We start from the raw sequence: 12,900 nt of genomic DNA, 5'->3' as shown, positions 1-12,900 counted from the left end.
GTGTGTGGCATCGCAGGTACGTACAGATGGCCGGACGGGAAGGTCGTGACCGACCGGCTCACCGACATCCTCGCCCACCGCGGTCCCGACGGGGCGGGCCGCTACGGCCACCCCGCCGGTGACGGCGAAGTGCAGCTCGGACACCGTCGGTTGGCCATCATCGACCTGTCCGAGACCGGCGCCCAGCCGATGGTCTCGGACGGGCTCGCCCTGACCTACAACGGCGAGCTGTACAACGCCCCGGAGCTGCGCGCCGAGTTGGAGTCCGCCGGCGTGCGCTTCCGTGGCACCTCCGACACCGAGGTGCTGCTCGAGGCCTGGCGGCGCTGGGGTACGGACTGCCTGCCCCGGCTGCGCGGCATGTTCGCGTTCGGCGTCTTCGACGAGCGCACCGGTGAACTGGTGCTGGCCCGCGACCAGTTGGGCATCAAGCCGCTGTTCCTGCTGCGGCGGGGCGGCGGCCTGGTGTTCGCCTCCGAGCTGAAGGCGCTCGCCGCCGCGACCGGCGGCAAGCTGGAGGTGGACGACGCGGCGCTTGTGGCCTCGCTGCTCTACTACTGGGTGCCGGACTCGCGGTGCGCGTTCCGCGAGGCGGAGAAGCTGCCGCCGGGCAGCTGGATGAGGTTCCGGCCCGACGGGCAGGTGGAACGCGGCCGGTACTGGAACCTGAAGGACGTCGCCTCCGAGGGCCGGGAGCGGGCGCTGAGCGGTGAGCTGCCGGACCTGGCCGCCATCGTCGAGGACTCGACCCGGCAGCACCTGCTCTCCGACGTGCCGGTGGCGACCTTCCTCTCCGGCGGCCTCGACTCCAGCTATCTGACCGCGATCGCGGCCCGCCAACAGCCGGGGATCTCCGCCTACACGATCGGATTCCGCGCCGAGGACGCCAAGTTCGAGGCGATGCCGGACGACCTGCGCTACGCCCGGCAGGTCGCCGCGCGGTTCGGCGTCGACCTGCACGAGATCGAGATCGCGCCCAACGTCCTCGACCTACTGCCGCAGATGACGTACTCCCTGGACGAGCCGATCGGCGACCCCGCCGCGATCAACACGTACCTGATCTGCCAGGCCGCCCGCGAGGCCGGCGTCAAGGTGATGCTCTCGGGGATGGGCGCCGACGAACTGTTCGCCGGATACCGCAAGCACCTGGCCAACATGATCGCGCTGCGCTATCAGCGCGTGCCCCGGCCGCTGCGGCGCGGTGTGTCCGCGGCCGTGGACCGGCTGCCGGTCGCCACGTCGCGCCGCGGTTTCCGGTCGGTGCGCTTCGCCAAGCGGTTCCTGTCCTTCGCCGATCTGCCGGAGGAGACCGCGTTCCGGCGCAGCTACACGATGTACGACCAGCAGGAGCTGCTCGCGCTGCTGAATCCGGACCTGGCCGCAACGGTCGACGACGTGCTGACCGAGCACGCGGACGTGTACGAGGACAACGAACTCGACGACTTCGTCAACCGGATGTGCCTGGCCGACGCCCGGATGTTCCTGCCGGGCCTCAACCTCACGTACACCGACCGCTCCAGCATGGCCGCGTCGACCGAGGTACGGGTGCCGTACGTGGACGTCGAGGTCGTGAAGGCGGCGTTCGCCTTCCCCGGCGACCGCAAGATCGTCGGGAGGCAGGGCAAGTCCGTGCTCAAGGAGGCGGCCACCTCGATCCTGCCCAAGGAGATCGTGTACCGGCCCAAGGGTCTGTTCAGCGCCCCGCTGCGGGCCTGGATGAGCCGGGATCTGGCGCCGCTGGTGCGCGAAGTGATCAACGACGGAGAGCTGGTCCGTTCCGGGTTCCTGCGGCGCGACGCGCTGCGGCGGATGGTCGCCGAGGACGCCTCGGGACAGCGGGACTTCTCCAAGCATCTGTGGCACGTACTGACGCTCGAGTACTGGTATCGCGACGCGACCTCTGGGTCCGGCCAGAGCACTCGGTCAACGGCTTAGGAATTCAGAGGAGTTCGGGTGAAGCAGGTTGTACAGAACTACAAGAGCGGCGAGTTGGCGGTACTGGACGTGCCGGTACCGGGGTGCAAGCCAGGAGGTGTACTGGTCCGCACCTCCTACTCGCTGATCTCCACGGGCACCGAGCTGATGAAGGTGTCCGAGGCCGGCATGTCGATGGTGGGCAAGGCCCGCTCCCGCCCGGACCAGGTCGCCAAGGTCATGCAGAGCGTGGCCAGCAACGGCCTGCCCGCCACCTACCGCAAGGTGATGGGCAAGCTGGACTCCTACACGCCGCTCGGCTACTCGCTGTGCGGTGTGGTCGAACAGGTCGGCGCCGGCATCGACGACGTGGCGGTCGGCGACGTCGTGGCCTGCGCCGGCAACGAGCACGCGCTGCACGCCGAGCTGAACTGGGTGCCGAAGAACCTGTACGCACGGGTGCCGGACGGCCTCGCGCCGCGGCACGCCGCCTTCGGCACCGTCGGGTCGATCGCATTGCAGGGCGTCCGCCAGGGCGAGCCGCAACTCGGCGAGGTGGCGCTCGTCATCGGCCTCGGCCTGATCGGGCAGCTGGTGGTGCAGCTCCTCGCCGCCTCCGGAGTCCGCGTCGTCGGCGCCGACCCCGACCCGGTGCGCTGCGAGCTCGCCGAGCGCGTGGGCGCCGCGGCCTGCGGCGATCCGGAGTCACCGGCCGTGGAGACGGCCGTCGCCGAACTCACCGGCGGGCACGGTGTGGACCAGGTGTACCTGGCCGCCGGCGGCGGCAGCAACCAGCCCGTCGAGCTGGCCGCCCGGCTCTGCCGGGACCGCGGCCGGGTCGTCGACATCGGCAAGTGCCGCCTCGACCTGCCGTGGAACGCGTACTACGAGAAGGAGCTCGACGTCCGCTTCTCCCGCTCCTACGGCCCCGGTCGCTACGACCCGTCGTACGAGCTGGAGGGGCGCGACTACCCGATCGGCTACGTGCGCTGGACCGAGCGCCGCAACCTGGCGTGCTTCCTCGACCTCCTGGCTCTCGGCCGCGTCGACGTGGAGCCCCTGGTCTCCCACGTCGCCGACTTCGACGACGCCGTCGAGACGTACCAGAGCCTGAAGGACGGCGAACTCAAGGCCGTCGCCGTGCTGTTCAAGTACCCCGAGCAGACGGTGGAGGCCGAGGCGGAGGCCCCGGCCGTGACCGTGCCCGCGGTGTCCGTGTCCACCAAGAGGACCGCGCCTGCGAGGCCCGCCAACACACCGGTGCGCCTCGCCTTCGTCGGCGCCGGGAACTACGCGACGTCGATGCTGCTGCCGCACCTCGTGCAGCGCGAAGGCGTCGAGTTGTCCACGGTCGTCACCACGACGGCGCTCTCCGCGGCCAACGCGCAGCGGAAGTTCGGCTTCGGCGAGGCGACCACCGACCTCGACGCCGTGCTCGGCGACAAGTCCGTCGACGCGGTGTTCGTGGTCACCCGGCACAGCTCGCACGCCGAACTGACCCGCAAGGCGCTCCTCGCCGGCAAGGCCGTGTTCGTGGAGAAGCCCCTGGCCCTCACCGAGGGCGAACTGGCCGACGTGCTGGCCGCTGTGGAGGAGTCCGGCAACGACCGGCTGCAGGTCGGCTTCAACCGCCGGTTCGCACCCCTGCTGCGGGAGGCCAAGGAGCGGTTCGGCGCCAGGACGGGACCGGCGAACCTCCGCTACCTGGTCAACGCGGGCCGCCTCGACCACGGCAGCTGGTACCTCCAACAGGGCACCCAGGGCTCCCGGTTCGCCGGTGAGGGCGGGCACTTCATCGATACGGCGAGCTGGCTGCTCGAAGCCGACCCGGTCTCCGTCTACACGGTCGCCCCGTCCGGCAACGAGGACCTTCAGGTCGTCCTGCGCTACCCGGACGGGTCCACCGCCACCATCAGCTACGTCACCACCGGCCCGGCGGCCTTCCCGAAGGAGACGCTCGACCTCGTCGCCGACGGGCGGGCGCTGCGGCTCGACGACTTCGTCCGCGCCTCGGTCTACGGCCGCAAGCGGTGGGTCAGTTCGCGGCTCCCCAAGGCGCGGGACAAGGGGCAGAACGCCGAACTGGCCGCGTTCGTCAGGGCCGTTCGGTCCGGCGGGCCGATGCCGGTGCCGCTGGAGTCGCTCGTCGCCACCACCGCGGCCACCCTCGCCGTGGGGACCGGCCTGGCCAGTGGTGCGCCGGTGACATTGGCGGGGCCGCGATGACCATGAGTGCGGGCTGGTACCTGCGGCGTCTTTCCCGGATGGGGCCGCAGGAGGTCGCGGGCCGGGCGGCCGACGCCGTGCGCAGGCGGCGGTGGCGGTCGGCGCGGCCGGAGTGTCCGAGCGTGACCGGCGCCCGGTTCACCGCGGTGCTGCCCACCGGGGCGACCGCCGCCGTGCCGCCGGACGCCGCGAAGCGCCTGATCGCCGAGGCCGACCGGCTGATGGCCGGGCACATCGAGTACTTCGGCGTGGTCCGCGACGACCTCGTCGACCCGGACTGGTGGTACGACCCGAAGACCGGGCGCCGTGCCCCGTGGGGCTACGCCTTCGACGTGCCGTACCGCAACGAGGACGCGGTGGGGGACATCAAGCAGATCTGGGAGCCGTCCCGGCACCAGTACCTCACCGTGCTCGCCGCCGCCTATGCGATGACCGGGGACGAGCGGTACGCCGAGCGCGTGGCCGGCCACCTGCGGTCGTGGTGGGCGGCCAACCCGCCGCTGCGCGGCGTGCATTGGGTCAGCGGGATCGAGCTGGGCATCCGACTCCTTTCGTGGGTGTGGATCCGCCGGCTGCTCGACGGATGGCAGGGCGCCGCCGGTCTGTTCGAGGACAACCCGATGGCGCTGAACCAGATCTGGCACCACCAGCGCTGGCTCGCCGCCTTCCCCAGCCGGGGCTCCTCGGCGAACAATCACGTCATCGCCGAGGCCGCCGGACAGTTCGCCGCGTCCTGCGCGTTCGACTGGTTCCCCACGTCCGCGAGTTGGCGGACCGGTGCGCTGCGATCCCTTGAGCGGCACCTGCGCAGCAACACGTTCCTCTCCGGCCTCAACCGCGAGCTGGCCACCGAATACCACGGGCTCGTACTGGAGTTGGGTCTGGCCGCGCTGGCCGAGGCCGACGCCGCGAACGTGCCGGTCCCCGCGACCGTACGCCTCGTGCTGCTGCGGATGACCGACGCGCTCGCCGCCGTCGTGGACAGCCGGTTGCGGCCCCCGCGCCAGGGCGACGCCGACGACGGACACGGTCTGATCGTGGACGGCGCGGGCACCGACCGCTGGGCCTCGCTCCTGGCCACCGGCGAGGCCGTGTTCGGCCGGCTCGACTGGTGGCCCGCGGTGACCGGGTCCGACGTGCGTACCCCGCTGCTCGCCGCGCTCATCAAGCCCTCCGCGTGGTCCGTGCGCCGACCGGCGGTCCGTCCGGCGCACTTCGCCGACGCGGGGCTCACCGTCCTGCGCGGCGAAGGGCCCGCGGGGGAGGTCTGGTGCCGCTGCGACGCGGGCCCGCACGGTTTCCTGTCCATCGCCGCGCACGCCCACGCCGACGCGCTGTCCGTCGAGGTCAGGCACGACGGGGTCGATGTGCTGGCCGACCCGGGGACGTACTGCTACCACGGGCAGCCCGAGTGGCGCCGGTACTTCCGGTCGACGCTCGGCCACAACACCGTGCAGATCGACGACGCCGACCAGTCCGTCTCCGGCGGGCCGTTCCTGTGGATCCGGCATGCGCGCAGCCGCGTGCTGGAGGCGGGCGCGACCCGCTGGTCCGCCGAACACGACGGCTACCGGCCCTCCGTGCACCGTCGCAGCGTGGAACTGGGTGCCAATAGCCGGGAGTTGACGGTGGTCGACGAGGTGCGCGGCCCGCGCCGTGACGTGCGCCTGGCCTTCCACCTCGGCCCGGCGATCGCCGCGGACCTGGTGGGAAACCGGGCCGTGCTCACCTGGATCCGGGACGGGGAGGGGCGCTCCGCGGTGCTCGAGCTGCCCGGGGAGCTGTCCTGGCGGGCGCACCGCGGCGAGAGTGCCCCGCCGTTGGGGTGGTACTCCGCCGGATTCGGCCGCAAGGAAGCCACCACCGCGCTGGTGGGCACCGGATTCGCCGAGGACAGAGGCGAGTTCACCACCGTGCTGAGGTTCCGCGACGAGGGAGGAGGGGACACATGAGGATGACGTGGCGGCACTGGGCGTTACCGGCGGTGCCGGTGACGCTGGCCCTGCTGGCGGCGACCGGCTGTACCGGCACGCCGGACACGGAGGACAAGCCGAGCGTCTCGCCGACCGGCGCCGGGGCCGTGGCCCCGTCGACCGTGGCCCGGGTGTGCGCCAAGCCCCCGGCCGGGGCCGCGAAGGCGCCGGCGGGCGCGGTGACGGTCGACCCCTCGGTCGTCGGCGACCTGACGGCGAAGACCAAGAGCAACCCCGCGCACACCACGTTCTGGCTGCGTCCGGGCAAGCACAGGCTCGACCCCGACCGCTACTCCCAGGTCATCCCCAAGGCGGGTAACCGCTACCTCGGCGCGCCGGGCGCGGTGCTCGACGGCGGGAAGAAGAACCAGTACGCGTTCGGCGGCAACGCCCGCGACGTCACCATCCGCTACCTGACCGTGCAGCGCTTCGTGGCACCGCAGGACCAGGGCGTGGTCAACCACGACTCGGCCGACGGGTGGGTGATCGAGCACTCGACGATCCAGAAGAACGACGGCGCCGGACTGATGGCGGGCATCCGCCAACGGGTCCGCGACAACTGCCTGCGCGACAACGGCCAGTACGGAATGAACGCGTACAAGCCCACCGGCCGGATCACCGGCCTGGTGCTCGAGGGCAACGAGATCGTGGGCAACAACACCGGCGACTGGGAGAGCCGGCGGGAGGGCTGCGGCTGCACCGGAGGCGTCAAGTTCTGGGCCGTCAACGGCGCTGACATACGCGGCAATTGGGTGCACGACAACCGCGGAACCGGGTTGTGGGCCGACACCAACAACAACGACTTCCTCCTCGAGAACAACGTGATCGAGGACAACGACGGCGCCGCGCTGATCTATGAGACCAGCTACAACGCGATCATCAAGAAGAACACCATCCGGCGGAACAACTGGGTCGAGGGTCGCGAACAGTCGAAGGGCGGCGACAGCTTCCCGTTCGCGACCGTCTACGTGTCCGAGTCCGGCGGCGAACCACGGATCAAGGCCCGCACCGACAAGCTCGAGATCTACGGGAACGTGCTGGAGAACAACTGGTCGGGGATCACCCTGTGGGAGAACGCCGACCGGTTCTGCAACAGCCCGGCCAACACCTCGTCCGGTGGCTGCACGCTGCTCGTGAAGAAGACCAAGAGCTGCGCGAGGCCGGCGATCACCAAGGCGCCGCTCTACGCCGACTGCCGCTGGAAGACCCAGCGGGTGGACATCCACGACAACCGCTTCGTCCTGGAGAAGTCCGTCATGAAGTGCAAGGAGAAGTGCGACCGCATGGCCGTGCTCGCCAACTACGGCACCTATCCCGACTGGTCGCCGTACAAGGGCTCGAAGGTGGCCCGGGCGGTCACCCGCGACCAGCACAACCGATGGCACGACAACGTCTACGTCGGACCGTGGAAATTCGTCTCCGAAGACGTGAGCCGGGTGTTCGACTTCAGGCGGTGGCAGGGCACGTCCTCCGAGCAGGACGTGGGCAGCACCTTCGAGCAACGGGCCGGTGGTTGAGATGTCCGGGAACCTGCGGCACGCCGCGCCGCCGGACGTGCCGGACAAGGCGGTCACCCGGCCCGGCGCCGACCCGCGCCGAGCCGGCACGCCGAAAGCCGTCGGCGTCGCCTGGGGACTGCTGGTCCTCAACACGCTCGGCTCCACCGGAGCGGAGACCGTCATCCCGCTGCCCCGCTCCCTCGTCCAGATGGTCACCATGGGCGCGCTGGTCGCCGCGTTCGCGCTGGCACTCGCGGTCAATCTCCGGCTGCGCATCCGCGCCAGCGCCTACGTGCTCCTGCTCACCCTGCTCCTGGTGCCGAGTCTGATCTCCAGCCTGCACCTGGAGTCCGGCTTCGGTGCGCTGTTCCGCTGCGCCCGGTTCGCTCTGTTCGTCGCCACGCTGTGGCTGCTCAGCCGCTGGTGGGACGGAAGCCTGACGTTCGTCCGGCACCACATCCGGACCTACTCCGTGGTGCTCGGCACGGTGGCCGTCGGCCTGGTCGTCTCGCCGGGTGCGGCGATGCCGGACGTGTACGGCGGACGTCTCGTCGGCGCGTTGTGGCCGCTCACGCCGCCGCAGATCGGGCAGTACTCCGCGGTGATCATCGGGCTCACCGTGCTGCTCCTGGTGGGCCGCCGCACCGACCGGGCCAGTGCGGCGGTGGTCATCGTGCCGTCGTTCGTGCTGCTCGCGATGACCCACACCCGAACGGCCATGCTCGGCCTGGTCATCGGGCTGACGCTGGCGATCGGCTCGCTCTTCCTGACCAGCGCCGCCGCGCGCCGGTTCTTCGCCTGGGCGGTGCTGTGCGGCGTGGTGGCCGCGGTGGGCTTCGCCTCCGCGCTCCAGGCGTGGTTCCTGCGCGGACAGACCCAGGAGTACTTCACCAGCCTCACCGGTCGGGCCAAGGTCTGGGACGCCCTGCTGGCGGCGCCCCGGACGAAGTCGGAGCAGTTCTTCGGAGTGGGCCTGGGCGACAAGTCGTTCGGCGGGCTGCCGATCGACAACAGCTGGCTGGCCGCCTACCACGAGCAGGGACTGATGGGCGTCATCCTCGTCGCGGTGCTCGTCCTCGTCCTCGGCGGCGTCGCGCTGCTTCGGCCGCCGTCGCTGCAGAGGGCCTGCGCGATCTTCCTCATCAGCTACTGCCTGATCGCGTCGTACACCGAGGCGGGCCTCGGCGACGCCTCGCCGTATCTGCTGCATCTGGCCCTGGCCGCCGCGCTGTTGGCGGCACCCACCGAGACCACGGAGCCGTCCTTGCCCGAAGCCCCTCGACTCTCGACGCCCGCGGTACCCCGACGGCGCGTCCCGCGCTGGGCCCGCGGATCGGAGGTGAGCTGAGCATGCACATCCTCGTGGTGCACAACCGCTACTCCTCGGGACAGCCGAGCGGGGAGAACAGGGTCGTCGACTGGGAGGTGGACCTGCTGCGCTCGGCCGGCCACCGGGTCGAGGTGTTCGAGCGGCGCAGCGACGACATCGCCGCGATGCCCCTGCTCGAGAAGGCCGCGGTGCCGCTCCTCGTGCCGTGGAATCCGTCGGTCCGCAAGGAGCTCACCGCCCGGTTGCGCGCCTCGCGCCCCGACGTGGTCCATGTCCACAACGTGTTCCCGCTGCTGTCGCCCGCGGTCATCGCCGCCTGCGGCGACGCCGGGGTGCCCGTCGTCGCCACCCTGCACAACTACACGCAGGTCTGCCCGCCGGGCACGCTGCAGCGGGACGGCCGGCCGTGCACCGAGTGTGTCGGCTCGACACCGCTGCCTGCCGTCCGGCACGGCTGCTATCGGGGCTCCCGCCTCGCGACGGTGCCGCTCGCGCTCAGCCTGTCGGTCAACCGGCGGCGGTGGTGGTCCGGCGTGCAGCGGTTCTTCTGCATCTCCGATGCGCAGCGCGACGTCCTGGTGAGGGCCGGCATGCCGGCCGAACGGCTGGCGCTGAAGCACAACTTCGTGCCGGACCCGGGTGTCTACCGAGTGGGCGAAGGCGAGCATCTGCTCTACCTCGGCCGCCTCGCGGAGGCCAAGGGCATACGGCTGCTCATGGCCGCGTGGGACGAGGTCGCGGCGAGCGGCGGGGTGGGTGTGCCGCTCGTGATCGCCGGGGCGGGGCCGCTGGAAGCAGAGGTGACCGCCTGGGCGGCGGGCCGGGACGACGTGCACTACGCCGGCCTGCTGGATCCGGCGGAGTGCCGGAAGGTCGTCGCGCGGTCGGTCGCCGTGGTGGCTCCCTCGACGTGGCTGGAGGCGTTCGGCCTGGTGGTCGTGGAGGCGATGGCGGCGGGGGTCCCGGCCGTCGCCGCCGGTCACGGCGCCTTCGTCGAACTCGTCGAGGAGGGGGCGACCGGGCTGCTGCACCGGCCGGACGAGCACACCTCGCTCGCGGCCTGCATCCGCCGGATCGCGGACGACCCGGACCTGGGCCGGGAGATGGGCCAGGCGGCCAGGCGCCGTTACGAGAAGTACTTCAGCCCGGCCGTCGGCCTGGAGCACCTGGAAGAGGAGTACCGCACCGCGATCGCGGGTCGGTAGCAGTCAATGGGGGACGGAAACAATGGGGGGCAGTAAATGACACGATGCCGACTCTGCGGCTCGGAGACGCTGGCGAGCGTCGTCGATCTCGGGGCCACGCCACCGTGTGAGAGCTTTCTCGCCGCGGACCAACTTGACGTGGCGGAGCCCACGTTCCCGCTGCACCTGCGGGTCTGCACGGAGTGCTGGCTGGCGCAGATCCCGCCGCTGATCACGCCGGAGGAGACGTTCAAGGAGTACGCGTACTTCTCCTCCTTCTCGACGTCCTGGGTGGAGCACGCGCGCACCTTCGTCGCCGACGCCGCGGCACGGGTGGGACTGGACTCCGACGCCTTCGTGGTCGAGGTCGCGAGCAACGACGGGTATCTGCTGAAGCACGTGGTGGACCGGGGGATCCGCTGCCTGGGCATCGAGCCGTCGGTGAACGTCGGCGCCGTGGCGCGCGACGGGGGTGTGCCGACGCTCACGGAGTTCCTGAGCCCGGAGACCGGCTCGGCCGTCCGCGCCGAACACGGCCCGGCGAACCTGGTCGTGGCCAACAACGTGTACGCGCACATCCCCGACGTCGTCGGGTTCACGCAGGGCCTGCGCGCCCTGGTCGCGGATGACGGCTGGGTCTCCATCGAGGTGCAGCACCTGCTGACCCTGATCGAGGAGAACCAGTACGACACGATCTACCACGAGCACTTCCAGTACTACACGGTCGCCTCCGCGATCCGGGCGCTCGCGAGCGGCGGACTCGCCCTCGTGGACGTCGAGTTGCTGCCCACCCACGGCGGCTCCATCCGGCTGTGGGCCCGGCCGGCCGAGGTGGCGGGCGCACGGAGTCAGCGGGTGATCGACGTGCTGGCCCGCGAGAAGGCCGCCGGACTCCAGGAGCTGTCCGGATACACCGAGTTCTCCGCCCGGGTGGCCAAGGTGCGCCGCGACCTCCTCAAGTTCCTCATCGAGGCGGCCGAGCAGGGCAAGACCGTCGTCGGCTACGGCGCGCCGGGCAAGGGCAACACGCTGCTCAATCACTGCGGCATCCGCCCCGACCTGCTCGCGTACACGGTCGACCGCAACCCCTACAAGCACGGCAGGTTCACGCCGGGCACCCGCATCCCGATCCTGTCGCCCGAGCAGATCGTCGTCGACAAGCCGGACTACGTCCTCGTCCTCCCGTGGAACCTGCGGGCCGAGCTGGTCGAGCAGCTGTCCTACGTGCACGACTGGGGCGGCCGGCTCGTCTTTCCCGTCCCGGAACTGAGCGTTGTCGAGGAGCCCACGAAAGAGGTAGCCGTATGAAGGTCGTTCTGTTCTGCGGCGGCTACGGGATGCGGATGCGCAGCGGCGCCGCCGACGACGTGCCCAAGCCGATGGCGATGGTCGGCCCTCGCCCGCTGATCTGGCACGTCATGCGCTACTACGCGCACTACGGGCACAAGGAGTTCATCCTGTGCCTCGGCTACGGGGCGCACCACATCAAGAACTACTTCCTCAACTACGAGGAGACGACGTCCAACGACTTCGTGCTGCGCAAGGGGCACACGGAGCTGCTGTCGAACGACATCGCCGACTGGACGATCACGTTCGCGCAGACCGGTATCGAGTCACCGATCGGTGAGCGGCTTCGCCGGGTGCGCCACCACCTGGACGGCGACGACATGTTCCTCGCCAACTACGCCGACGTGCTCACCGACGCCCCGCTGCCCGAGATGATCGAGAACTTCGCCGTACGCGACGCGGGCGCGTCGATGATGGTGGTGCCGCCGCAGTCCTCGTTCCACTGCGTGGACCTGGGCGAGGACGGCCTGGTCGGCGGCATCACCGCGGTCAGCGACATGCCGCTGTGGGAGAACGGCGGCTACTTCGTGCTCCGCCAGGAGGTCTTCGACCACATACCGGAGAACGGGGACCTGGTCGCCGACGGCTGCGCCCAACTCGCCAAGCAGGGCCGCCTCGTGGCGCACCAGCACCGCGGCTTCTGGAAGCCGACCGACACCGTGAAGGAGCGGGCCGCGCTCGACGACGGCTACGCGCGGGGCGAGCGCCCGTGGGCCATCTGGGAACGCGACGCCATGGGGGTGAGCGCGTGATCGGATTCGGGGGCGGGCCCCTGGACCGGATCGTCGCGGTGGGCGCGCACTGCGACGACATCGCCATCGGAGCCGGCGGCACACTCCTCGCGCTGTGCCGCGCACGGCCCGGCATCCGCGTCGACGCGCTGGTGCTCTCCGGCGGCGGCAGCGAGCGCGAGCAGGAGGAGCAGGCCGCGCTCGCCGCCTTCTGCCCGGGTGCCGATCTGCGCCTGACCGTGCACAAGCTGCCGGACGGCCGACTTCCCGCCCACTGGGAAGAGGCCAAGGCCGCGGTCGAGGAACTGCGCCTGGGGACCGACCCGGACCTCGTCCTGGCCCCGCGCACCGACGACGCGCACCAGGACCACCGGGGCCTCGCGCAGCTGATACCCACCGCGTTCCGCGACCATCTCGTGCTCGGCTACGAGATCGTCAAGTGGGACGGCGATCTCGGCCGGATGACCGCGTACCAGCCGCTCACACCGGAGATCGCCGAACAGAAGGTGCGGCTGCTGCAGGAGCACTATGCCTCGCAGCGGCACCGGCCCTGGTACGACCGCGAGGCCTTCCTCGGCCTCGCCCGGATCCGCGGCATCGAATGCCACGAGCGCTACGCCGAGGCGTTCGCCGTCACCAAGCTCACGCTCGACCTGGGCGCCCCCACACCGGGCGCTCTCACTCTGGGGGATTGAA

9 protein-coding genes are annotated in these 12,900 nt (G+C 70.8%); all 9 read left to right on the top strand.

The features are described 5' to 3' along the window. From asnB to OHA73_RS01850, 9 genes are read left to right on the top strand one after another with little or no spacing between them, the layout of a single operon-like run. Complete coding sequence (gene asnB, locus OHA73_RS01890) at nucleotides 1–1,935, top strand: asparagine synthase (glutamine-hydrolyzing) (protein WP_267072433.1); 1,935 nt, start codon at nucleotides 1–3, stop codon at nucleotides 1,933–1,935. A gap of 18 nt (nucleotides 1,936–1,953) precedes the next feature. Continuing rightward, nucleotides 1,954–4,140, top strand: coding sequence for a bi-domain-containing oxidoreductase (locus OHA73_RS01885; protein WP_327653927.1), 2,187 nt, complete (start codon nucleotides 1,954–1,956; stop codon nucleotides 4,138–4,140). Continuing rightward, nucleotides 4,137–6,092, top strand: coding sequence for an alginate lyase family protein (locus OHA73_RS01880; protein ID WP_266718021.1), 1,956 nt, complete (start codon nucleotides 4,137–4,139; stop codon nucleotides 6,090–6,092). Before OHA73_RS01885 ends, OHA73_RS01880 begins: the two co-directional genes overlap by 4 nt. Beyond that, entirely contained in the window at nucleotides 6,089–7,630 is a 1,542-nt protein-coding gene (locus OHA73_RS01875; protein WP_327653926.1) for a right-handed parallel beta-helix repeat-containing protein, read from the top strand. Before OHA73_RS01880 ends, OHA73_RS01875 begins: the two co-directional genes overlap by 4 nt. Nucleotide 7,631: 1 nt before the next feature. Further along, a complete protein-coding gene (locus OHA73_RS01870; RefSeq protein WP_327658382.1) occupies nucleotides 7,632–8,960 on the top strand; it encodes an O-antigen ligase family protein in 1,329 nt (442 codons plus the stop codon). Nucleotides 8,961–8,962: 2 nt separating this feature from the next. Then, nucleotides 8,963–10,147, top strand: coding sequence for a glycosyltransferase (locus OHA73_RS01865; RefSeq protein ID WP_327653925.1), 1,185 nt, complete (start codon nucleotides 8,963–8,965; stop codon nucleotides 10,145–10,147). Between the two features lie 36 nt (nucleotides 10,148–10,183). Then, entirely contained in the window at nucleotides 10,184–11,434 is a 1,251-nt protein-coding gene (locus OHA73_RS01860; protein WP_267072438.1) for a class I SAM-dependent methyltransferase, read from the top strand. Beyond that, nucleotides 11,431–12,225 carry a glucose-1-phosphate cytidylyltransferase gene (locus OHA73_RS01855; protein ID WP_266718030.1) on the top strand — a complete coding sequence of 265 codons (795 nt, stop codon included), beginning with the start codon at nucleotides 11,431–11,433 and terminating at the stop codon, nucleotides 12,223–12,225. The genes OHA73_RS01860 and OHA73_RS01855 overlap by 4 nt, the downstream gene beginning before the upstream one ends. Next, entirely contained in the window at nucleotides 12,222–12,899 is a 678-nt protein-coding gene (locus OHA73_RS01850) for a PIG-L deacetylase family protein (RefSeq protein ID WP_267072439.1), read from the top strand. The genes OHA73_RS01855 and OHA73_RS01850 overlap by 4 nt, the downstream gene beginning before the upstream one ends. The last annotated feature ends 1 nt before the right edge of the window (nucleotide 12,900 follow it).

Source organism: Streptomyces sp. NBC_00483 (assembly GCF_036013745.1).
Taxonomy (GTDB): domain Bacteria; phylum Actinomycetota; class Actinomycetes; order Streptomycetales; family Streptomycetaceae; genus Streptomyces.
This window is presented reverse-complemented; position numbering and strand designations above follow the sequence as displayed.

Coding starts and splice junctions, on each gene's coding strand:
- OHA73_RS01865 (WP_327653925.1), top strand. CDS start 8,963: ATGCACATCCTCGTGGTGCACAACCGCTACTCCTCGGGACAGCCGAGC.
- OHA73_RS01875 (WP_327653926.1), top strand. CDS start 6,089: ATGAGGATGACGTGGCGGCACTGGGCGTTACCGGCGGTGCCGGTGACG.
- OHA73_RS01870 (WP_327658382.1), top strand. CDS start 7,632: ATGTCCGGGAACCTGCGGCACGCCGCGCCGCCGGACGTGCCGGACAAG.
- OHA73_RS01880 (WP_266718021.1), top strand. CDS start 4,137: ATGACCATGAGTGCGGGCTGGTACCTGCGGCGTCTTTCCCGGATGGGG.
- OHA73_RS01855 (WP_266718030.1), top strand. CDS start 11,431: ATGAAGGTCGTTCTGTTCTGCGGCGGCTACGGGATGCGGATGCGCAGC.
- OHA73_RS01860 (WP_267072438.1), top strand. CDS start 10,184: ATGACACGATGCCGACTCTGCGGCTCGGAGACGCTGGCGAGCGTCGTC.